This is a genomic window from Streptomyces sp. NBC_01515, assembly GCF_045040345.1.
GTDB lineage: Bacteria > Actinomycetota > Actinomycetes > Streptomycetales > Streptomycetaceae > Streptomyces.
Genome location: NZ_CP109416.1, coordinates 6,662,638 through 6,683,234, shown reverse-complemented (window position 1 = coordinate 6,683,234; position 20,597 = coordinate 6,662,638). Strand labels below are relative to the sequence as shown.

General features: G+C 69.3%; 17 protein-coding genes, 1 pseudogene and 1 riboswitch. Of the genes and pseudogenes, 7 read left to right on the top strand and 11 right to left on the bottom strand.

Going from position 1 to position 20,597, the window contains the following annotated elements; all coding sequences use genetic code 11:
• Nucleotide 1 precedes the first annotated feature (1 nt).
• Nucleotides 2–1,518 (bottom strand): annotated as a pseudogene (locus OG407_RS30300) (alkyl/aryl-sulfatase).
• 225 nt (nucleotides 1,519–1,743) lie between these two features.
• Here OG407_RS30300 and rarD point away from each other — a divergent pair.
• Both rarD and OG407_RS30290 read left to right on the top strand, forming a co-directional pair.
• Entirely contained in the window at nucleotides 1,744–2,742 is a 999-nt protein-coding gene (gene rarD, locus OG407_RS30295) for an EamA family transporter RarD (RefSeq protein ID WP_405862810.1), read from the top strand.
• Between the two features lie 37 nt (nucleotides 2,743–2,779).
• Entirely contained in the window at nucleotides 2,780–3,256 is a 477-nt protein-coding gene (locus OG407_RS30290; RefSeq protein ID WP_405862809.1) for a VOC family protein, read from the top strand.
• A gap of 10 nt (nucleotides 3,257–3,266) precedes the next feature.
• Here OG407_RS30290 and OG407_RS30285 read toward each other — a convergent pair whose 3' ends face one another.
• A complete protein-coding gene (locus OG407_RS30285) occupies nucleotides 3,267–4,577 on the bottom strand; it encodes a tetratricopeptide repeat protein (protein ID WP_405862808.1) in 1,311 nt (436 codons plus the stop codon).
• Between the two features lie 178 nt (nucleotides 4,578–4,755).
• Here OG407_RS30285 and OG407_RS30280 point away from each other — a divergent pair, with 178 nt between their 5' ends.
• Together OG407_RS30280 and OG407_RS30275 are read left to right on the top strand one after the other, a co-directional pair.
• A complete protein-coding gene (locus OG407_RS30280; protein ID WP_405862807.1) occupies nucleotides 4,756–5,325 on the top strand; it encodes a DUF6668 family protein in 570 nt (189 codons plus the stop codon).
• A 175-nt stretch (nucleotides 5,326–5,500) separates the two neighbouring features.
• On the top strand, nucleotides 5,501–6,088 hold the full coding sequence (locus OG407_RS30275) for a flavodoxin family protein (RefSeq protein WP_405862806.1): 588 nt from the start codon (nucleotides 5,501–5,503) through the stop codon (nucleotides 6,086–6,088).
• Here OG407_RS30275 and OG407_RS30270 read toward each other — a convergent pair.
• The 4 genes from OG407_RS30270 to OG407_RS30255 form a co-directional block, all read right to left on the bottom strand.
• On the bottom strand, nucleotides 6,078–6,953 hold the full coding sequence (locus OG407_RS30270; RefSeq protein ID WP_403582851.1) for an ABC transporter permease: 876 nt from the start codon (nucleotides 6,951–6,953) through the stop codon (nucleotides 6,078–6,080). The genes OG407_RS30275 and OG407_RS30270 overlap by 11 nt on opposite strands.
• On the bottom strand, nucleotides 6,940–7,914 hold the full coding sequence (locus tag OG407_RS30265; RefSeq protein WP_405862805.1) for an ABC transporter ATP-binding protein: 975 nt from the start codon (nucleotides 7,912–7,914) through the stop codon (nucleotides 6,940–6,942). Before OG407_RS30265 ends, OG407_RS30270 begins: the two co-directional genes overlap by 14 nt.
• A gap of 51 nt (nucleotides 7,915–7,965) precedes the next feature.
• The gene (locus OG407_RS30260) at nucleotides 7,966–9,192 is read right to left on the bottom strand and encodes a LolA family protein (protein ID WP_405862804.1); all 1,227 of its coding nucleotides are present in this window, start codon (nucleotides 9,190–9,192) and stop codon (nucleotides 7,966–7,968) included.
• Nucleotides 9,193–9,452: 260 nt separating this feature from the next.
• Entirely contained in the window at nucleotides 9,453–10,463 is a 1,011-nt protein-coding gene (locus tag OG407_RS30255) for a polyprenyl synthetase family protein (RefSeq protein ID WP_033282530.1), read from the bottom strand.
• Between the two features lie 205 nt (nucleotides 10,464–10,668).
• Here OG407_RS30255 and OG407_RS30250 point away from each other — a divergent pair, with 205 nt between their 5' ends.
• From OG407_RS30250 to OG407_RS30240, 3 genes are all read left to right on the top strand, one after another.
• Nucleotides 10,669–12,174, top strand: a complete 1,506-nt coding sequence (locus OG407_RS30250) for a peptide MFS transporter (RefSeq protein WP_405862803.1) — start codon at nucleotides 10,669–10,671, stop codon at nucleotides 12,172–12,174.
• A gap of 16 nt (nucleotides 12,175–12,190) precedes the next feature.
• The gene (locus tag OG407_RS30245; protein ID WP_405862802.1) at nucleotides 12,191–14,185 is read left to right on the top strand and encodes a CocE/NonD family hydrolase; all 1,995 of its coding nucleotides are present in this window, start codon (nucleotides 12,191–12,193) and stop codon (nucleotides 14,183–14,185) included.
• Between the two features lie 231 nt (nucleotides 14,186–14,416).
• A riboswitch (cyclic di-AMP (ydaO/yuaA leader) is annotated at nucleotides 14,417–14,618 on the top strand.
• A 5-nt stretch (nucleotides 14,619–14,623) separates the two neighbouring features.
• Complete coding sequence (locus tag OG407_RS30240; protein ID WP_266860791.1) at nucleotides 14,624–15,100, top strand: transglycosylase SLT domain-containing protein; 477 nt, start codon at nucleotides 14,624–14,626, stop codon at nucleotides 15,098–15,100.
• A 93-nt stretch (nucleotides 15,101–15,193) separates the two neighbouring features.
• Here the strand turns inward: OG407_RS30240 and OG407_RS30235 are convergent, their stop codons facing one another.
• The 5 genes from OG407_RS30235 to OG407_RS30215 form a co-directional block, all read right to left on the bottom strand.
• Nucleotides 15,194–16,000 carry an HAD family hydrolase gene (locus OG407_RS30235; RefSeq protein ID WP_403582837.1) on the bottom strand — a complete coding sequence of 269 codons (807 nt, stop codon included), beginning with the start codon at nucleotides 15,998–16,000 and terminating at the stop codon, nucleotides 15,194–15,196.
• 106 nt (nucleotides 16,001–16,106) lie between these two features.
• Entirely contained in the window at nucleotides 16,107–17,135 is a 1,029-nt protein-coding gene (locus OG407_RS30230; protein ID WP_366497370.1) for a LacI family DNA-binding transcriptional regulator, read from the bottom strand.
• Between the two features lie 58 nt (nucleotides 17,136–17,193).
• On the bottom strand, nucleotides 17,194–18,075 hold the full coding sequence (locus tag OG407_RS30225; RefSeq protein WP_405862801.1) for a carbohydrate ABC transporter permease: 882 nt from the start codon (nucleotides 18,073–18,075) through the stop codon (nucleotides 17,194–17,196).
• Nucleotides 18,072–19,061: a carbohydrate ABC transporter permease gene (locus OG407_RS30220; protein WP_405862800.1), complete on the bottom strand. Its 990-nt coding sequence runs from the start codon at nucleotides 19,059–19,061 to the stop codon at nucleotides 18,072–18,074. The genes OG407_RS30225 and OG407_RS30220 overlap by 4 nt, the downstream gene beginning before the upstream one ends.
• Nucleotides 19,058–20,392, bottom strand: a complete 1,335-nt coding sequence (locus tag OG407_RS30215; RefSeq protein WP_405862799.1) for an ABC transporter substrate-binding protein — start codon at nucleotides 20,390–20,392, stop codon at nucleotides 19,058–19,060. The genes OG407_RS30220 and OG407_RS30215 overlap by 4 nt, the downstream gene beginning before the upstream one ends.
• Nucleotides 20,393–20,597: the final 205 nt, after the last annotated feature.

The following is a 20,597-nucleotide window of genomic DNA, read 5'->3' as shown; positions in this document are numbered from 1 at the left end:
GTCACGGCGTGACGATCGGGAACCCCTTGTCGGGCCGCGTGACGTGGGAGAAGAGGCGGGCCAGCAGGGACGCGTCGCCCTCGGTCGTGACGCCGTCGAGGCCCTTGCCCGCGAGGACGCCCAGGAGTTGGGGCTTCGTGAGGGTGAGGGTCAGGGCGGCCCGGGTCTTGGGGGTGTCCAGGGTGCGGTGGGTGAGCGCGCCGTTGTGCAGGGTGAGGCGGTGGCGGCGGTCCTCGTCGGTGAGGACGAGGTCGATGGTGAGGTCGTCGTCCCAGGCGCGGGGGCCGTCGATGCGGACGGCGACGGAGTCCAGCAGCATGTCCGTGGTCAGCGACATCACCGTCTCCGAACCGCCGGTGTCGATGGTGATGGGGTTGACGCCGTGGCGCAGTTCCATGGCGGAGGTCAGACAGAAGTTGCGCCAGGTGCCGTTCTCGGCGCCGTGGCCGAGCAACTCGTAGACCTGCGCGAGGAGTTCCTTGGCGTCGGCGCGGGCCGGGTCGGCGAAGACGAGGTGATTGAGAAGCGTGGCCGCGAACCGCGGGTCACCGGCCTCGACGTAACCGCGCGCCTTGCGCAGGGCCTCGTCCGTGCCGCCCGCCAACTCCACGTACCGCTGGGCGAGTTCGACCGGCGGGTGCTCCCACAGGTGGGCGCCGTTGCCGTCGAACCAGCCGAGGCAACGCCGGTAGATCGCCTTGACGTTGTGGCTGAGGGCCGTAATAGCCGCGCGCGTACCAGGACTTGGCCAGCGCGGGCGGCAGCTCCAGCCGCTCGGCGATCTCGGGCCCGGTCAGACCGTCGTTGAGCATGCGCAGGGTCTGGTCGTGCAGGTAGGCGTACAAGTCCCGTTGTGTGGCGAGGAATTGGACGATGTTGCCGTGCCCCCAGGTCGGCCAGTCGAGGTCGTCATGCCGAGGCCGGCGCTGATCTGCCCCTCGGCCGACTTCGGCAGCCGGTCGCCGTACATGAAGATCGCGCGACGGGTCATGGCATTGCCGGTGTAGACGTTCTCGCTGACCGCGTGCTCCAGGAACCCGGCCGGGGCGAGGATCGGGACGTCCTCCTCGGTACCGGGCGGCAGGACGCCGCGGGAGCCGCCGAAGTGGTCGGCGTGCGAGTGCGTGTAGATGAGCCCGGTGACCGGCGGTCGCCGCGATGGCGCCGGTACAGCGCGAGCCCGGCGGCGGCCGTCTCCACGCTCAGCAGCGGGTCGACGACGATCACCCCGCGCTCCCCCTCGACGAGCGTCATGTTCGACAGGTCCAGGCCCCGGATCTGGTACACCCCCTCCCTGACCTCGTACAGGCCCTGCCGGGAGCAGAGCTGCCCCTGGCGCCACAGGCTGGGATGCGCGGTGTCCGGGCAGTCCCCCTGAAGGAACGCGTAGGCGTCGTTGTCGTAGACGACACGGCCGTCGGCCCCCGTCACGACCCCCGGATCGAGGGCGTCGACGAAGCCCCGGTCGGCGTTCTCGAAGTCGGCGGTGTCCTCGAAGGGAAGGGCGGCGTCAGTCATCTGGGGGCTCCGTTCCAGGGCTCCGGCGTACACGCGGCGGGGGCTCGGACCGACACAGGGCGCGCCCATCCATCTCGGCATCGGCTGGACGCGACCGCATGTCAGACGCTCACCCCCTCGCCTGTCATGACCGTATGGCGATACGGCCATGACAGCCGGGCCCGCTCGGCGCTACCTTCGTGCTGGCCGCATCGACGCGGCAGGGCGCGTACGAAGGAGGGGCCCGTGAGCGGGAAGCCGAGCGGGAAGCCGAAGGGCGACCAGCACCACATAGGACTGCTGAACGGCTTCGCGGCATACGGCATGTGGGGCCTGGTCCCGCTGTTCTGGCCGCTGCTCAAGCCCGCGGGCGCCGCCGAGATCCTCGCCCACCGCATGGTGTGGTCGCTGGCCTTCGTCGCCGTGGCCCTCCTCGTGATCCGGCGCTGGGCCTGGGCCGGTGAACTCCTGCGCCAGCCCCGCAAGTTGGGCCTCGTCACGATCGCCGCGGCCTTCATCACCGTGAACTGGGGCGTCTACATCTGGGCCGTGAACAGCGGCCACGTCGTCGAGGCCTCGCTCGGCTACTTCATCAACCCCCTCGTCACCATCGCGATGGGCGTCCTGCTCCTGAAGGAACGCCTGCGCCCGGCGCAGTGGGCCGCGGTCGGCGTGGGCCTGGCCGCCGTGATCGTCCTGGCCGTCGGCTACGGCCAGCCGCCCTGGATCTCCCTCACCCTCGCCTTCTCCTTCGCGACGTACGGCCTGGTGAAGAAGAAGGTCAACCTCGGCGGCATCGAGTCACTGGCCGCGGAGACCGCGGTCCAGTTCCTGCCCGCACTGGCCTACCTGCTGTGGCTCGGCGCGCACGGCAAGGCGACCTTCGCCCAGGAGGGCGTCGGCCACGCCACCCTCCTCGCCTCGACCGGCATCGTCACCGCCCTCCCCCTCGTCTGCTTCGGCGCGGCGGCGATCCGGGTACCGCTGTCGACCCTGGGCCTGCTCCAGTACATGGCACCGGTGTTCCAGTTCCTGCTGGGCATCCTGTACTTCCACGAGTCGATGCCACCCGCACGCTGGGCGGGCTTCGGGCTCGTATGGCTGGCCCTCGTCCTCATGACGACGGACGCGTGGCGTACGGCGCGGAGGGGCAGGGCGGCGGCAGCGGCGGCGGCGATCCCACAGGAGACGCCCCCGGCCGGAAGTCCGAACCCATTGGACACAGCGGACACGGTAGAGGCGTAGCCCGCGGGCACACCGCACCGATGCCAGAGTGAAGGGCATGACACAGACGCCCGCATCCACACCCACACCCATCCACTGGAAACTGGTTGTCGACTGCGCCGACCCGCACGCCCAGGCGGACTTCTGGGCCGCGGCGCTCCACTACGAGCCCGAGGACAACAGCACCCTCGTCCAACAGCTCCTGAAAATGGGCGCGTTGCCCGAAGCCGCGACCGTCGACTTCCACGGCCGCCCGGCCTTCCGCGACCTGATGGCCGTACGCCACCCCGACGACCCCTACGACAAGGACCGCGGCACAGGCCTGGGCCGCCGCCTCCTCTTCCAGCGCGTACCCGAGCCGAAAACCACCAAGAACCGCCTCCACCTGGACCTGCACCCGGGCCCGGACCACCGCGAGGCCGAGGTGGAACGCCTGACGACCCTCGGCGCGAGCGTGCTGCGCCGGGTGACGGAACCGGCCGGCGCCTGGGTCGTGATGACGGACCCCGAGGGCAACGAGTTCTGCGTGGCCTAGAGGCCGGGCTTCACTCAGCAGCCCTGCGGGCGCGCTCCGTGAGACGCCCCATACGGGCGCGGGCGGACTCCAGTTCCTCGATGTCCTCTACGGCGGGGCCGTCCTCGGTGGTGAGTCCGGTCCACAGGTCGATGAGGTCGCGGCCGAGGGCGAGGCCCTGCTCCGGGTCGCGTACGGCGCGCCAGGCCGTGGCCGCGCTCTGGACGTTGCCGTAGGCGGCCTCCGCGTCGTGGGCGCGGTGGCGGATGCGGGCGAGGTCGAGGGAGAGATGGAAGGCGCGGAGCGGGTCACCGGCCAAGTAGGCGATGTAGGCGGCGAGTTCGCGCAACCGCAGAACCTCGGGGTGCTCAGGCCCGAGAGCGCCCGCCGCATCCCCGACGGTCCGCTCCGCCAGCCCCACCGCTTCCTCGATCCGCCCCGCCTTGACGGCCTCGTTGATCCGCACCATCGGCTCGATGAGAAACGCGGTCCCCGCACCGTCGGTCGTCACCGGTTCGTCCCCGAGCACGGCCTCGGCCACGGCGTCGAACCCCCGCGCGGGCGTCGGCTTGGGGTCCGGTTCCGGGGCGGTGAGCGCGAGGTCGGGAATGGGAATGGCGGCAGGACGGGAGGCACGTTCCGGAGCGACCGGCGGTACGTCCGCGACCGGCGCCGCGTCCATCACCGGCGGCGGCCCGAACGCACCCGTAGGCGCCTGGACCGACCCCAGCGGCGCACCCCCCTCGGCCGACTCCGGCACCGCGTGCAGCGGAAAGGTCGGCGCCGACTCCCCCACCGACTCAGGCACAGCCCGCAACGGAAAGGTCGGAACCACCTCCCCCTCCACCCCCGGAGCGGACACGGCCCGCAGCCGATGGGTCACCGGATCACCGCTCACCCCACGGCGATCCGCAGGTTCCCGCGACAATTCCGCTTCCGGTCCTACGACGTCGGCGGACACCGCCGGCGGCAGCGCGGGCGGCGGCGGCGGAAACCCGACCGGGGCAGCCCCTTCCCCTGGGCCGCCCATCGCCATCGGCTCCGCCGAGAAGTGACTGGACCCGTCCGGATCGATCTGGAGCGGAACGACGTACCCGATCCGGTCGTCGTGGACGGTCGCGTGCACGGGGTGCCCCGTGGCCGAGGCGATGCGATGAAGCTGACTCAGAACCGCCTGCTGGATCTCCTCGCCCGCGGCCACGGCCACCGGCACTCCACCGATCGACGCACCCCCGGCGCCCGTGCCGTCCACGGGGACGCGTACCTCGAAAGGTGACGCGGCGGGTGCCGAGCGTGCGGCTCGCTTCTGTTCCCGCTTCTTCTCGCGGCTGAGTCGAGTCATCGGTTCCCTCACTCGCATGCGTCGGGGAGGCGGCCCGCGTTCCCCAGCGTCAAGATCCGTTCGTACGCGTACTGTTGAGTCTCGCCGTTCCCTTCAGGTTCTCAGGTAACCGCGACGTCACAGCCTCGTCCCAGGAGTTCCGTGAGGACCGGCGGGACCACGAGGGAGGAACTCGGTCATGCAGACAGGTGGACGGCAGGGCCCGGAGATCTGGCTCCGCGGACCGGTACCGCTGCCGGTGGACAACGGCCCGCACGCAGAGGCACCGGAACCACCCGAGCGCCCCTCCAGTATCCCCACCCGCATCCCGGCCGGCATCGCCACCACCCCACGCCGCCGCTTCTCCTGGGTCGCCACCCACGGCGGCACCGGCGTCACCACCCTCGCCGAGGTCTACGGCGGCCAGGACTGCGGCCGCGACTGGCCGGGCCCCGAGGACCCCCCGTCCATCCTGCTCGTCGCCCGCACGCATGCCGCAGGGCTGGCCGCCGTCTCCCGCGCCCTGGAGGTCTTCCGCCGCGGCGAGGCCCCCGCGGGGCTCGACCTGGACGCCGTAGTCCTCGTAGCGGACGCACCCGGCCGTCTCCCCCGCCAACTCGTCCAGCACATCAAGGCCATCGAGTCGGTGATCGACGTCTACCGCGTCCCCTGGGTCCCCTCCTGGCGCATCGGCGACCTCACCGGCGACCCACCCCGCGAAACAGAAGCCCTGGCCCGCCTCACCGGCACGATCCGCCACCCACGCTGAAGCCCGCCCGGAACGGGCCGGGATGGCCCACGAGCCCGGCCCACCCCCACACCTGCGGGCGAACCCACCGCATCCCGCACCGCACTCTCCACAGGCACCCCATGGACAGATGATTGCGCGCGCATATAATGCATACGGCTATAACCGCCGCACGCCGATTACCCCTGGGGGACCCATGACCCGCCGCTTCCTCTTCGTGCTGGGCAGCGCCCGCCTGGACGGCAACACCGAACTCCTCGCCCGCAGGGCCGCCGAGCAGCTGCCCCCGGGCGTCGAGCAGGAGTGGATCCGCCTGGCCGACCACCCGCTCCCCGACTTCCTGGACATCCGGCACGACGGAATCGTCGGGGCGGTCCAGCCCACCGAGAACGACACCATCCGGCAACTCCTCGACGCCACCCTCACCGCGACGGACATCGTGATCGCCTCGCCGGTCTACTGGTACTCGCTCTCCGGCCTCACCAAGCGCTACCTGGACTACTGGTCCGACTGGCTGCGCGTCCCCGGCGCCGACTTCAAGGCGACGATGGCCGGCCGCACGCTCTGGGGCGTCTCCGCCCTCGCCGACACCGAACCCGTGGTCGCCGACCCGGTGATCGGCACGCTCAACAACTCGGCCGCCTACCTCAAGATGCGCTTCGGCGGAGTCCTGCTCGGCAACGGCAGCGCCCCCGGAGACGTGCTGAAAGACACCGAGGCACTGACCCGAGCGAAGACGTTCTTCACCCAGGAAGCCCCGCTCGCCCGCTTCCCTACGCCGTGATGTCCTTCGCCGTGAACCGCGCCCAGGCCGCCGACCCGAACACCGCCGCGTACAACGCCTGAAGACCCAGGTTCTTCACCAGGTCGTCCCAGTACACCGGTTCGCGCATGAGGTCGGCGAAGGACAGCCAGTAGTGGGAGAAGAAGTACGGCTGAAGCGCGTGCAGTTGGGGAATCTGGTCAAGGATCTGAACGGTGATCAGCAGCCCCACGGTGGTAGCCATCGCCGCGATCCCACTGCTGGTCATCGTCGAGATGAACAGCCCCAGGGCCGCGATACCGACAAGCGACGCGGCAACGACCAGCGCGATCAACAGCGCCCGCCCCAATCCCTCCGCGAAACTGATCTGCGTACCGGAGATGGTCGTCAGATCCCCCAGCGGAAAGAGCAACGCCCCCACCGTCAGCGCCGAAAGCGCCACGACCAGCGTCGCCACCACACAGAACGTCAGCACCGTCGCGTACTTGGTGAGGAGCAACCGAGTACGACCGGCCGGAGCCACCAGGAGATACCGCAAGGTACCCCCGCTGGCCTCACCCGCGATCGCGTCCCCCGCGACAACCCCGATGGCCATCGGCAGGAAGAACGGAAGCGTAGCGGCCAACGCCGTGAACACCAGGAACAGCCCGTTGTTGGTGATCTGCGCGATGAACGCGGGCCCACCACCCCCGTCCCCACGCCCAGGCCCAGCCCCGTCCTGAGTCTCCAGCTTGACCGCGATCCCGACCAGGATCGGCACGGCGGCCAGCACGCCGAGCAGCGCGAGCGTGCGCCAGCGCCGGAACGTCGTCACCAGCTCGCTGCGCAGCAGTCCGAAGGTCCACATCAGGCGGGGTGCCCGCACGGCGAGGTCAGCCTGCGACATCGAAGCCCTCCCCGGTGAGCGCCACGAACGCGTCCTCCAGCGAGGCCCGCTCGACCCCGAAGCCACGCACGCGGACTCCGGCGGTCACCAACGCCTTGTTCACCTCGGCCAGTTCACGCTCCGGCGGCTCCGCCGTCACCCGCTCCTCCGCTACGACCACGTCGGCCAGCCCCAGTTCCTTCAGCACCCGTGCCGCGTCCCCGGTGTCGGGGGTCGCCACGAACAGCCTGCCCCGTGTCCCCGCCGCCAGCTCGGTCACCGAGCCCTGTGTGATCAGCCTGCCCTGTGCCATCACCGCCGCGTGGGTGCAGACCTGCTCGATCTCGTCCAGGAGGTGCGAGGAGAGGAAGACTGCCGTGCCGTCGGACGCCAACTCCCGGATCAGAGACCGGATTTCACGCATCCCCTGCGGGTCGAGCCCGTTCGTCGGCTCGTCCAGCACGAGCAGCTCACGGGGCTGGAGCAAGGCAGACGCAAGCCCCAGCCGCTGCTTCATCCCCAGCGAGTACGCCTTCGCCTTCTTGCCGGCGGCGGCAGTCAGCCCCACCCGATCCAGCGCGACGGCGACCCGATCCCGCCGGGTACGCGGATCGGCGGTCGGGTCGGCGGCGTCGTACCGAAGCAGGTTGTCGCGACCGGACAGGAACCCGTACAAGGCAGGCCCCTCGATCAGCGCACCGACGCGCGGCAGAACCGTACGCACAGACCGAGGCATAGGTCGCCCCAGCACACGGGCCGTCCCGGACGTAGGTTCGATCAGCCCCATCAGCATGCGGATGGTGGTGGTCTTGCCCGAGCCATTGGGTCCGAGGAAGCCGAAGACGCTGCCCGCCGGGACGGTCAGGTCGAGACCGTCCACGGCGAGCTGCCCGCCGCGGAAGCGCTTGGTGAGACCACGGGTGGCGATGATGCCGTCACCCGGGTCCACCTTTTCCGGCACCTCAGCGGACGGTTCGCCCATCGGCTCCCTCAATTCGTCGTGCCCCTGCGGCAGTTGATCAGCCGCCGGTACCTACTTCGCCGCGTCCGCCGCCTTGACCAGCGCGCTCTTGGTGACCGCGCCGACGTAGACCTTGCCGTCGTCGGTGACCAGGGCGTTGATCAGCCGGGTCGAGTAGACCGTGCCCGAACCGAAGGAGCCCTTCACCTGGTCGCCGAGCGAGCTGAGGAAGCCGCCGAGGTCGCCGCCACCGGACTTGGAGCCGGACGGGATGCCCTGGCCGCCGGTCTCGAAGACGGCGATGGAGTTCCAGCCCTTGCCGATGACCGTGGGATCGTCGGCGCCCTTGCCCAGACCCTTGTCCGCCTTGTTCGTCTTGTCGTTCTTGCCGAACGGGGCGGAGTGGTCCGGAGTCGCCTTGCCCGGGCTGTCCTCCGTGGTGACCTTCGCGCCCTTGGGCGTCTTGAAGTCGAAGGTCGAGGCGGCCGGCTTGCTGAGGCTGAGCTGGGTGAAGCCGACGTCGACGACGGCCGCGCCGCCGCTCGCCGGGGTGAGCGTGAACTTGAGCGGCAGGCCGGTCTTCGCGTCCACCGCGATGCTGATCGCGCCGACCGTCGTACCGGACTGCTTGGGCTTGATCAGCAGCTTGTAGGCGTCCCGCCCGGCAACATGCTCCGTGCCGTCGACCGTGACGGACGTCGTGTCGTCGACCGACTTGAGCGCCTCGTCGGTGAGGCCCTGGGGCGTGGCCCGGGTCTCGTCGCTCTTGGAGGCGTCGGCCGCGGTCGTGCCGTGGAAGACCTCGTTCGTCTGGCTGTCGTAGCCCCAGACGTCCTTGCCGTTGTGGATGAGGCTGTACTCCGCCGCGTTCTCCAGCAGGGAGACCTTCTGCTTGTCGGGGCCGTCGGCCGCGACGCGCAGGGTGTGGGTGCCGGTGGCCAGCTCGGTGAGCTTGGTCGTCGGGTCGGCGGAGGAGCCGTCGCCGGACTTCGTGGCGCCGGACAGCATGCCGCTCTCCAGGCCGCCGAGGTCGGGCAGGCCCAGGTCGGTGCTGATCTTCACGGTGCCGGACAGCTGCTGGACGTCCGACTTGGCGATCTTGTCGATGAGCTGCTGAGCGGTGACCTTGGGAAGGTTCGGGTCGCCGGAGTCGGCGAGCGCCGGGACCAGTCCGATGGTCGCCGCCGCCACCCCCACCACGGTGACCGGGACGATGTACCGCGCCGCCCTGCGCCGCCCGGCCCGGAGCTCGTCGCGCTCTCCGGTGTCCGTGCTGTCGTCGGTTTCGTACGGTGCCATGTCTGCCTTACCTCCGTCGTCGGCGGCGGCCAGTCCGTCTTCTACGCGTCCCACCCTGTGCCGCCATTCTCACCCGATTCGGTGAGGAGTGGTGTTTTCCGTGTTCTCCATCTGACCAAATCCCCGAGAGATAAGCGTCAGACCCGGGAGCCAACTCCGCGTACGCCTGGGGTATGACACACGGAGGCGACGCCTCCCCAAACCCTTAGGGGGAAGACGCCGCCTCCGTACAGCAGTTGAGGCCCCCGAAGGAGCCGACCTCAGCCCGCCCGGTGCACCACCGCGTCGCACATCTCCAGAAGCGCGACCTTGGCGTCGCACTCGGGGAGCGGGGCGAGAGCCGCGCGGGCGTCCTCCACGTAGCGGACGGTGTCGCGGCGGGCCTGCTCCAGGGCCGGGTGGACGCGGAGCCGGGAGAGCGCCTCGGCGTGCCGGGCGTCGTCCGTGAGGTCGGAGTCGAGCAGTTCGCACAGGGCGATGTCCTCGGCGAGCCCCAGGCGGGCGGCCCGCTCGCGGAGCAGCAGCACCGGCAGCGTGGGGATGCCCTCGCGGAGGTCCGTGCCCGGGGTCTTGCCGGACTCCTCCCCGTCGGAGGCGATGTCCAGGACGTCGTCGGCGAGCTGGAAGGCGACGCCGAGCCGCTCGCCGTACTGGGTGAGGACGTCCACGACCGTGTCGTCGCAGCCGGACATCATCGCGCCGAAGCGGCAGGCGACCGCGACCAGGGAGCCGGTCTTGCCGCCGAGCACGTCGAGGTAGTGCTCGACCGGGTCGCGCCCGTCGGAGGGGCCGGCGGTCTCCAGGATCTGGCCGGTGACGAGGCGTTCGAACGCCTCGGCCTGCACCCGCACCGCCTCGGGGCCGAGGTCGGCCAGGGTGTGCGACGCGCGCGCGAACAGGAAGTCGCCGGTGAGGACCGCGACCGAGTTGCCCCAGCGGACGTTGGCGCTCTCCACCCCGCGGCGTACGGTCGCCTCGTCCATGACGTCGTCGTGGTACAGCGTGGCGAGGTGGGTCAGCTCGACGACGACGGCCGAGGGCACGACACCCGGCGCGTAGGGGTCGCCGAACTGCGCGGCGAGCATCACGAGGAGCGGCCGGAACCGCTTTCCGCCCGCGCGCACGAGGTGCTGGGCGGCCTCCGTGATGAAGGGGACCTCGCTCTTGGTGGCTTCGAGCAGACCCTCCTCGACGGCCGTCAATCCGGCCTGGACATCGGCTTCCAGAGCCTGGTCCCGCACGCTCAGCCCGAACGGCCCGACGACGGTCACGAGGGGTCTCCTGTCTGCTGGTGTCCCTGGGCGGTCACACGGTTTGTCGATAGGTCGCTGGCATCACTCAAGTCAGCGTATCCGGTCAGCTTTCGATCACCCATGCCGCCCACCCCGTCCAGCAGGGGCGGTATCGGATCACGACCGGTATGTTTTCGATCACCTGATAAGAACGGATATTTATCGACTTACGCGGAAGTAGTGGATGGTGTCTCGAACCGCACTGGAAGCCGAACCCGACGACCAACCGCCCCCCGAGGACGACCACGCCTTCTTCGGCCAGCCCAAGGGGCTGCTCACGCTCTCCGGGCTTGAGGTCTGGGAGCGTTTCTCGTTCCTCGGCATGCAGGCCATCCTCGTCCTCTACTTCGCGGATACCGTCGCGCACGGCGGCATGGGCATGTCGTCCGGAACGGCCGCGTCCGTGTCGGCAGCCTACGGAACGCTGGTCTATCTCGTCTCGGTCGCGGGCGGCTGGCTCGCCGACCGCATCCTCGGTTCGTACCGCGCGGTGCTGTGGGGCGGCATCCTGATCGCCTGCGGGCACTACGCGATGGCGGTCCCCACCTCCACGATGACCTGGGTGGGCCTCGGCCTGATCAGCGCCGGCACCGGCCTGCTCAAGCCCAACGTGGCCACCATGGTCGGCAAGCTCTACCGCACCGACGACGAGCGCCGTGACGCCGGTTTCGCGCTCTACTACATGGCGATCAACATCGGCGCCTTCGCGGGCCCGCTGATCACCGGCTGGCTCGGCGACCACGAGGGCTGGCACTGGGGCTTCTCGGCCGCCGCGGTCGGCATGACCTTCGGGCTCATCCAGTACGTCGCAGGGCGCCGCCACCTGGCCGGTCGCAGGAACACCGCGGAGTTCGCGCTCGCGCCGGACGCGCTGCGCCGCGCGGTGCGGCTGATCGTCGTGGGCATCCTGGTCGCCGCCGTGCTCGCGACCGGGCTGGCCACCGCCGGCTGGCTGACGATGGGCCGCTTCGTCGACCTGCTCACGGTGATCTCCGTGATCGCCCCGGTCGTGTTCTTCTCGGTGATGTTCACGAGCCCCCGGGTGACGTCCGAGGAACGCGGCCGGCTGCGCCCGTACATCGTGCTCTTCCTGGCCTCCACGGTCTTCAACTTCATTCTCTTCCAGGCCTATTCGACGATGATGCTGCTGGCCGCGTCGAACGCCGAGACGACCATCCTGGGCTTCGACTTCCCCGCCAGCTGGTACGCGAGCGCGCTCGGTGCCTTCGAGGTGGGTCTCGCGCCCGTGGTCGCCGCGCTCTGGGTCCGCATGGGCCGCGGCCAGCCGCACGCCTCCAACAAGATCGCGATCGGCGTCGTCCTCGGCGGCCTCTCCTTCCTTCTGATGGTCCTGCCGACCAGCGGGCACAGCGGCGACGCCTACCGGATGTCGGCCTGGTGGATCGTCGGCTCGTACTTCCTGCTCGGGCTCGGCGACATCCTCCTGGAGACCTCCGGCATGTCGGCCACCACCAAGCTCGCCCCGGCCGCCTTCTCCAGCCAGACCATGTCCCTCTGGTTCCTGTCCCTCGCCCTCGCGAACGGCATCCAGGCCCAGACGGTGAAGCTCTACGACGACGTCTCCAAGCCGGCCTACTTCGGCGTCAACGGCGCGATCGCGGTGGCCGCGGGCCTCGCGGTGATGGCCGCCGCGCCGTGGCTGCGCCGGACCATGCATCCGGTCCACTGAACCCAGGGGTCCCCTCATGCGCATCCGTACGTCCTTCCCCCACGAGACGACCCACGAGGACATCCGCATCCCCCTCGCGGACGGAACCCGCCTCTACGCGCGCGTGTGGCGCCCGGTGACGGACGAACCCGTCCCCGCACTCCTCGAATACCTCCCGTACCGCCTGACCGACTGGACCGCGCCCCGGGACGCCCAGCGCCACCCCTGGTACGCGGGCCACGGCTACGCCTCCGTCCGGGTCGACGTGCGCGGGCACGGCAACAGTGAGGGTGCCCCCGGCGACGAGTACGACGCCCAGGAACTCGCCGACGGCGTAGAAGTGGTCAACTGGCTTGCCGCGCAACCCTGGTGCACCGGCAGGGTCGGCATGTTCGGCATCTCCTGGGGCGGCTTCAACTCCCTCCAGATCGCGGCCCTCGCGCCCGAGCCGCTCAAGGCGATCGTCACGGTCTGCTCCACGGACGACCGCTACGACAACGACGTGCACTACATGGGAGGTTCCGCCCTCGCCGTCGACCTGCACGCCTGGGCGGCCACGATGCTCGCCTTCGTCGCCCGCCCGCCGGACCCCGAGTACGCGGGCCTGATCTGGCGCGACATGTGGCTCAAGCGCCTCGAACGGATCGACCCGTTCATCCACACCTGGCTCGCCCACCAGATCCGCGACGACTACTGGAAGCACGGCAGTGTCTGCGAGGACTACGGCGCGATCGACGCGGCCGTCCTCGCGGTGGGCGGCTGGCACGACCCGTACCGCGACACGGTCCTGCGGCTCGTCGAACACCTCCCGCCGGACCGCGTACGCGGCCTCATCGGCCCCTGGTCGCACCAGTACCCGGACCGCGGCCTGCCGCCGGGCCCCGCGATCGGCTTCCTCCAGGAGACCCTCCGCTGGTGGGACCACTGGCTCAAGGACAAGGACACCGGCGTCACGTCCGACCCGCTCCTACGGGCCTACGTCAGCGACTCCCACCCCCCGGCCACGGTCTACGACACCCTCCCGGGCCGTTGGGTCGGCGAGCCCGCGTGGCCCTCGCCGCACGTGAAGACGACGACGTACGGCCTCCGGGGTGCGCCCGTGATCGTCCGCTCCCCCATGCACACCGGTGTGGACGCGGGCCGTTTCTTCCCCTTCGGGAACGACGCCGATCTCCCGCCGGACCAGCGGGACGAGGACGCGCGGTCGGCCTGCTTCGAGTTCGAGGTGCCGGCCGAGACATGGGTGCTGGGGCGGCCGAGGGTACGGCTCCGGCTGACCTGCGGGGTGCCGCGCGGGCAGGTGATCGCCCGGCTGTGCGACGTGGCCCCCGACGGTGCCTCGACCCTCGTCACCCGGGGTGTGCTGAACCTGTCGGCGCGGCACGGGCGGGACCGGGCGGTGCCGTGGACGCCGGGCACCACCGAGGACGTCACCTTCGAGCTGAACGGCATCGGGCACGCGTTCCCGCCCGGGCACCGCATCCGGCTCGCGGTGTCGTCGGCGTACTGGCCGTGGATCTGGCCGCAGCCGGAGTCTTCGGCGGGGTTCACGCTGGACCCGGAGGGCAGCGCGCTCGAACTCCCGGTGCGGGAGCAGGAGTTGACGGAGGGCATCCGTTTCGAGGAACCCGAGGAGGCCGAGCCGCTCGGGGTCAACTACCCGGCGACCCTTGACGAACCACGCCCCGAGCGGTTGGTCGTACGGGATGTCGCGAAGGGCGAGTGGCGGCTCGAAGTGGATCCCCGGTACGGCGGCACGCGCGTGTACCCGGACGGGCTCGAATTCACCGAGGACGCGTTGGAGACGTACACGATCGACGAGTCGGACCCGCTGTCGGCGCGCACCCGGTCGGACTGGTCGATCCGGCTGCACCGGCCGGAGCTGGGATGGGACACGACCGTGCGGACGCGGTCGGAGATTACTTGCGACGAAACGGAATTTATTACCTCGAACGAGGTCATCTGCACCGAGGGCGAAGAAGTGATCTTCCACCGCACATGGGAGAAAAGGATTCCGAGAACTGCCAGTTGAGGGCGAATGCCCGATTTGCCGTTCTTAATCCTCCCGTGAGTTGGGTCACGCGTTTCTGTGTGTGACCTGTGTCCTGGTCTGCCCGCGTTTTCCCTTACGGCATTTGACAGTTGACCCTTGGCTCGCGCAAAGGATCAAGCGCCCCATACGCCTCAGACCAAGGTCAATAGGGGTTAGGTGTGATTCCGCCACTTGTTCCGGACATGTGCTCTCGCATAGTTTCCCGGCCTGTCGAGCGGAACGCCGAATCCTGCCGCCGCCCGGCATCCCAGTCACGAACTTCTCGCACGGCAGGAGCGGGGGAACCAGGTAAGTCGCCGGGCCGGTCGTCATGACCGGAACGGCTTGGGGTTAAGTCACGTCCGCAAGGGCTTGGCCGGGCACCTCCCAGCCCGAACCCGACAGCTCACCTCGCAGGCGACGGAGAGGAACCTCGTCATGCCTGCAACCGCTCAGTCCCGCCGCGCCCGCCTCGTCCGCCGTGTCGTTGTCGCCGGTACCGGTGTCGCGATCCTCGCGCTGCCTGTCGTCGGTGCGACCACCGCGTCCGCGGCCACCACGTCGACCACCGCCTCGACCACGCTTGCCGGGTACCCCAACACCCTTGACGGGTGGATCCGGGAGTCGCTCGCGATCATGGCGCAGAAGGGGATTCCGGGTACGTACAACGGGATCTACCGGAACGTGATCCGTGAGTCTTCCGGGAACCAGTACGCGATCAACAACTGGGACTCCAACGCGGCGGCGGGTACGCCGTCGAAGGGGTTGCTTCAGGTGATCGACCCGACGTTCAACGCGTATCACGTTGCCGGGACTTCGTTCGATCCGTATGACCCGGTTGCGAACATCACCGCCGCCTGCAATTACGCGGCGGCCGTGTATGGGTCCATCGACAACGTGTACGGCGCTTACTAGAAAACGTTGGATCAGCCACGACGGGTTGTGTTTTGAGTGCAGCGCCGTCGTGGCTGGTCGCGCAGTTCCCCGCGCCCCTAAAAACAGGGCGTTCTAGCTGAAGAGTCTTTCGAGGACCAGCGCGATTCCGTCGTCCTCGTTCGAGGACGTCACCTCGTCGGCCACTGCCTTGAGTTCGGGGTGGGCGTTGGCCATGGCGACGCCGTGGGCTGCCCAGTCGAACATCGGGATGTCGTTCGGCATGTCGCCGAAGGCGATGGTGTCGGACGGGGTCAGGCCCAAGTGGCGGGCGGCGAGAGCCAGTCCCGTCGCCTTGGTGATGCCGAGTGGCTGGAGTTCGACGGTGCCGGGGCCCGACATGGTGACCGAGGCCAGGGAACCGACCACCGAGCGGGCCGTGGAGGCCAACTCGTCGTCCTCCAGGGCGGGGTGACGGAGCAGCACCTTGCTGATGGGTTCGCACCACAAGTCGTCGCGCCTGCCTACCCGCACCGCGGGGAGCGTGGGGTGCGGCATCAAGTAGCCAGGCTCGATCAGCGTCAGGCCGTCCACGCCGTCCTGGTCGACCGCCGCGTACACCTGGCCGACCTCCGCCTCGATCTTGCCGAGCGCGGTCTCCGCCAACTCCCGGTCCAGGGTGACCGACCAGAGCAGACGGTCCGCGCCGGCGTCGTACAACTGCGCGCCCTGTCCGCACACCGCGAGCCCTCTGGAGCCGAGGTCGTCGAGGAGGGGCCGCACCCTCGGGGCGGGCCGGCCGGTGACGACGAGGTGCCGGGCACCGGCCTCCGCCACCCGCCGCAGTACGGCGCGGGACCGGTCGGAGAGCGTGTCGTCGCCGCGCAGCAGCGTTCCGTCCAGGTCGGTGGCGATCAGTGCATATGCGAGGGGTGCGGCCATGATCAGAGAATACGGATGGAACGCCCCACCGACTCGACACGAACCGGACGGCTGCTGCCTTCACATGCGTGTACTCGTGTTCCGGTTGGTTTGACAATTACGACCGTTATGCCGACTCGCGTACCACCAGTTCCGTAGGCAGAATCACGCCCGCCGTGTCCTCGCCGGCGATCTGGGCGAGGAGCATCCTCACCATTTCGGCGCTGATGCGGTCGTAGGGCTGGCGCATCGTCGTGAGGGCCGGGGTGATGGAGGTGGCCGCCGCCGAGTCGTCGAAGCCTCCGACAGCGATGTCATCCGGGACCGAACGGCCGGACTGCTGAAGGGTGTTGACGACTCCCAGGGCCATGAGGTCCGAGGCTACGAAGACCGCGTCTATGTCGGGGGCCTGGGCGAGGAGTCTGCGGGCCGCTTCCTCGCCGCCCGTGCGCCGGTAGTCGCCCTCGACCACGAGGGTCGGGTCGTGGGGCAAGCCCGCCTCCGTGAGGACGTCCCTGTAGCCGGCCAGGCGGTCGGGGCCGCCGGGTGCGTCGAGTGGGCCGGTGACCATGGCGATGCGGCGGCGGCCGGCGGCGATGAGGTGGCGGACCATCTCCTGGGCGCCGTCGCGGTCGGCCGCGGCGACGTAGCTGTACTTGGAGGCGGCGCCCAGCGGCTTGCCGCAGGCCACCAACGGGATGCCCGCGTCCCGGAGTTCGGCCGCCACCGGGTCGCCGCTGTGGTTGGAGACGAGGAGGACGCCGTCCACGTGGCCCGAGGTGATGTACCGGGTCAGGCGACGGCGTTCGTCCTTCGACGAGGCCAGCATCAGCAGGAGCGGGATGTCGTGGCGGGCCAGGTGTTCGGTGCAACCCCGCAGCAGGACATTGAAGTTGGGGTCCTCGAAGAACTTCTCCTGCGGCTCGGTGAGGAGGAACGCCACCGAGTCCGACCGTCCGGTGCTCAGGGAACGGGCGTGCCGGTTGACGACGTAGCCCGTCTTCCTGATCGCCGTCTCCACCGCGGTGCGAGCGGCCGGCGAGACGTAGTGGCCGCCGTTCAGGAACCGGGAGACGGTCCCCCGGGAGACCCCTGCCTCCCGGGCCACGTCGTGGATGGTGGGCGGTTTACGGCGTCCGTTCGGACTGGTGGCCATGGTCCTCGTTCTGCCGGTTCAGGTGCGGTGGGGGGAGATACGGCTCAGCGCTTACACCTCAGGCCTTGACCGATCCGCTCAGCAGGTCCAGGGACCAGAAGCGCTGGATCACCAGGAACAGCGCGATCAGCGGCAGGATCGCGAGGAAGCAGCCCATGATGACCAGGGTGTAGAGCGCGGGCTGTGAGGCGCCCTGGTTGAGCAGGGTGTAAAGGCCCAGCGTGAGCGGGAACTTGGTGTCGTCCGCGAGCATCACGTACGGCAGCAGGAAGTTGTTCCAGATGCCGACGAACTGGAACAGGAACACCGTGATGAGCCCCGGCATCATCATCGGCACCGCGATCCGCGAGAAGATCCGCCACTCGCTCGCGCCGTCCATGCGGGCGGCTTCGAGGAGTTCGGCGGGCACGGAGGCGGCCGCGTAGATACGGACGAGGTAGACGCCGTAGGGGGAGAGGATCGACGGGAGGAGCATCGACCAGTACGAGTCGGCCAGGCCCAGTTTCGAGAGGAGGAAGTACTGGGGGACGGTCAGCACGATGCTCGGGACGAGGACGCCGGCCAGCATCAGCTTGAAGATGAACTCCCGTCCCCTGAAGGCGAATCGGCCCAGTGCGTAGCCGCCGGCGGCCGAGACCGCGGCGGAGAGCAGGGCGCCGCCGCCCGCGTAGAAGAGGGAGTTGACCATCCACTGCCAGTAGATGCCGTCGCGGTACGCGCTCAGGTCCTTGATGTTGTCGAGGAAGCCGGAGCCGGGGGCGAAGGTGAACGTGGAGAACAGTTCGCCGCGGCCCTTGCTGGCCGCGATGACCACCCAGACCACGGGGATCAGGCAGTACAGCGAGCCGATGACCAGCACCACGGTGGGTACCCACGCGGTGCGCTTCGGCTTCGCGGGGCCCGGGCGGGCGTCGGTGGCGGTGAGGGTGAGGGGGGTCATGCCCGGTCCTCCCGGGTGTAGCGGTCGGAGACGCGCAGCAGCGTGAAGGAGAGCGCGAAGGTCGCCAGGGCCAGCACCACGGCGGTGGCGGAGGCGCCGTAGATGTCCGACCTGAGGAAGGCGGCGTCGTAGATGGCCATCAGCGGACTCCAGGAACTGGAGAGGCCGTTGGTCAGCGGCTTGAGTGCCATGGGCTCGGTGAAGACCTGGAGCGTGGCGATGACCGAGAAGAAGAACGTGAGCACGAGGGACGGCATCACGATCGGGATCTTGATCCGCAGGGCGATCTTCAGGTCGGACGCGCCGTCGATGCGGGCGGCCTCGTAGATCTCCTGCGGGATGGAGCGCAGGGCGGTGTAGATGACGATCATGTTGAAGCCCGTGCCGCCCCACACCGCGATGTTCGCGAAGGACAGGTACAGGTTGCCGCCGTCGAACAGGTCGGGCTGCGGGAGGTTGAACTCGCGCAGGAGGTAGTAGAACGGGCTGACCGTCGGCAGGTACAGGAAGCCCCACATCAGGGCGGCGATGATGCCGGGGACGGCGTACGGCAGGAAGATCGCGAGGCGCGCGAACTTGGCGCTGCGGGCCTGCGGGGTGTCCAGCATCAGCGCGAAGACCAGGGCCAGACCGAGCATCGTGGGGATGACGATCAGGCCGTAGCCGAAGGCGCGCAGGACGCTGTGGCCGAACTCGGAGTCGTGCAGGACGTCGGTGTAGTTGCCGATGCCGTTCCAGACCTGCCGGCGGGCGCCCTTGCCGAGGCCGATGCCCTTGACCTGGACCTTGTGGAGACTGAGCCACACCGCGTACCCGATCGGTACGACGGTGAAGGCGGCGAACAGGAGCACGGCCGGTACGAGGAACCAGTACGGCGCGCTGCGGCCACGGCGACGGAGGCGGCGGGGGCGGACGGAGGTGGCGGTGCCGTCCGCCAAGGGCCCGACCGTCGGCCGGTCGGCGCCCTTGAGCGGAGTGCTGGTCATGCCTCGGTCACCTTGAAGCCCTGCTTCTTCATGTCGGTGAAGGTCGACGACTGCATGGTGGCGAGCGCGGTGTCGAACTGCGCCGCCTTCTTCGCCTTGGTGGCCTTGCCGAACGCGTCGCTGAAGGTGTCGTAGGCGACCTGGACGTTCGGGCCCCAGGCGGACGCGGCCGTGGTGGCGGCGATCTTCGCGGCCGTGTCGTAGAAGTCGGTCTGGTTCGGGAAGAACTCGGGGGTGGTGAGGACCGAGCCGGACTGGCCCTTGGTGGCCGCCGGGTAGATGCCGGCCTCCTTGACCAGGGCGGCGAGCGCCTCCGGGTCGGTGTTCAGCCAGTTCGCGAACTTGGTCGCGGCCTCGGTGTGCTTGGAGTCGGTGGAGACGCCGGTGGAGGAGCCGCCCCAGCTGCCGGTGACGTCCTCGCCCGCGCTCCACTGCGGCAGCGGGGCCATGCGCCACTTGCCCTTGGTGTCGGGGGCCGAGCTGACGAGCACACCGGGCGCCCACACGGCGGAGACCCAGCCGAGGTGGGTGCCCTTGTTCAGCGCGTTGTTCCAAGCCGGCGTGTACATCGGCTGGTTGTCGATCGCGCCCTCCTGGACGAGCCCGCCCCAGAAGTCGGTGACCTTCTTCGTGGCCGCGTCGTCGATGCCGACGGTCCACTTGCCGCCGCTCTGCACGGTCCACCACTTGGCACCGGCCTGCTGCGCCAACCCGGCGAACAGACCAGGGTCGTTGGACGAGAACGTCGTCAAGTAGGCGTCCGGAACAGCCTTCTTGGCGGCGCGGGCGGTCTTGGCGAAGTCGTCCCAGGTCGCCGGAACCGTCAGGTTGTGCTTCTTGAACAGGTCCTCGCGGTAGAAGAACATCAGCGGCCCGGAGTCCTGCGGGATCGCGTACACCGCGTCGGTGCCGAGCGTCACCATGCTCCAAAGTCCCTCGGCGAACTGGGACTTGGCGGACTTCGCGTACTTCGAGATGTCCGCGAGCACGTCGTTGGAGACCAGCGTCGGCAGCGACTGGTACTCGACCTGGATGAGGTCGGGGGCGTTGCCCGCCTTCTTCGCGGTGATCAGCTTGGAGACGATGTCCTTGCCGGCCGCCTGCTTGGACACGGTGACCGTGATGTCCGGGTTCTTCTTGTTCCAGATCGCGGCGACCTTTTCCATGTTCGGCGCCCAGGTCCAGTAGGTCAGCTTGACGGGCCCGCTGCTCTTGCCGGAGTCGTCGTCGGAACCGCCACAGGCGGCGAGGGTGCCCGTGAGGCCGACAGCTGCTGCCCCGGCAAGGATGCTGCGCCTGCTGAACTGGTGGCGGTGGATCGACATCTTCATCTCCCCTGACTGAGTGCGAGCCGGCCTCGGATGTGTCCCACCTGCTCCGCACGGCTCTGTGACCGTGCACAGTAGAGAATTGTTTCGGACCCTTGTCAATGGATGAACCCTGGGGTTACCTACTTGTTGCTGACGGATGGACGCCACAACCATCCATGTGCACGATCACAGAAACAGCCGCGTTTCAGTCGCGGTTTGGCCGTCT

Coding starts and splice junctions, on each gene's coding strand:
- OG407_RS30290 (WP_405862809.1), top strand. CDS start 2,780: ATGACACAGACGCCCGCATCCACACCCACACCCATCCACTGGAAACTG.
- OG407_RS30285 (WP_405862808.1), bottom strand. CDS start 4,577: ATGACTCGACTCAGCCGCGAGAAGAAGCGGGAACAGAAGCGAGCCGCA.
- OG407_RS30280 (WP_405862807.1), top strand. CDS start 4,756: ATGCAGACAGGTGGACGGCAGGGCCCGGAGATCTGGCTCCGCGGACCG.
- OG407_RS30275 (WP_405862806.1), top strand. CDS start 5,501: ATGACCCGCCGCTTCCTCTTCGTGCTGGGCAGCGCCCGCCTGGACGGC.
- OG407_RS30270 (WP_403582851.1), bottom strand. CDS start 6,953: ATGTCGCAGGCTGACCTCGCCGTGCGGGCACCCCGCCTGATGTGGACC.
- OG407_RS30265 (WP_405862805.1), bottom strand. CDS start 7,914: ATGGGCGAACCGTCCGCTGAGGTGCCGGAAAAGGTGGACCCGGGTGAC.
- OG407_RS30260 (WP_405862804.1), bottom strand. CDS start 9,192: ATGGCACCGTACGAAACCGACGACAGCACGGACACCGGAGAGCGCGAC.
- OG407_RS30250 (WP_405862803.1), top strand. CDS start 10,669: ATGGTGTCTCGAACCGCACTGGAAGCCGAACCCGACGACCAACCGCCC.
- OG407_RS30245 (WP_405862802.1), top strand. CDS start 12,191: ATGCGCATCCGTACGTCCTTCCCCCACGAGACGACCCACGAGGACATC.
- OG407_RS30240 (WP_266860791.1), top strand. CDS start 14,624: ATGCCTGCAACCGCTCAGTCCCGCCGCGCCCGCCTCGTCCGCCGTGTC.
- OG407_RS30235 (WP_403582837.1), bottom strand. CDS start 16,000: ATGGCCGCACCCCTCGCATATGCACTGATCGCCACCGACCTGGACGGA.
- OG407_RS30230 (WP_366497370.1), bottom strand. CDS start 17,135: ATGGCCACCAGTCCGAACGGACGCCGTAAACCGCCCACCATCCACGAC.
- OG407_RS30225 (WP_405862801.1), bottom strand. CDS start 18,075: ATGACCCCCCTCACCCTCACCGCCACCGACGCCCGCCCGGGCCCCGCG.
- OG407_RS30220 (WP_405862800.1), bottom strand. CDS start 19,061: ATGACCAGCACTCCGCTCAAGGGCGCCGACCGGCCGACGGTCGGGCCC.
- OG407_RS30215 (WP_405862799.1), bottom strand. CDS start 20,392: ATGAAGATGTCGATCCACCGCCACCAGTTCAGCAGGCGCAGCATCCTT.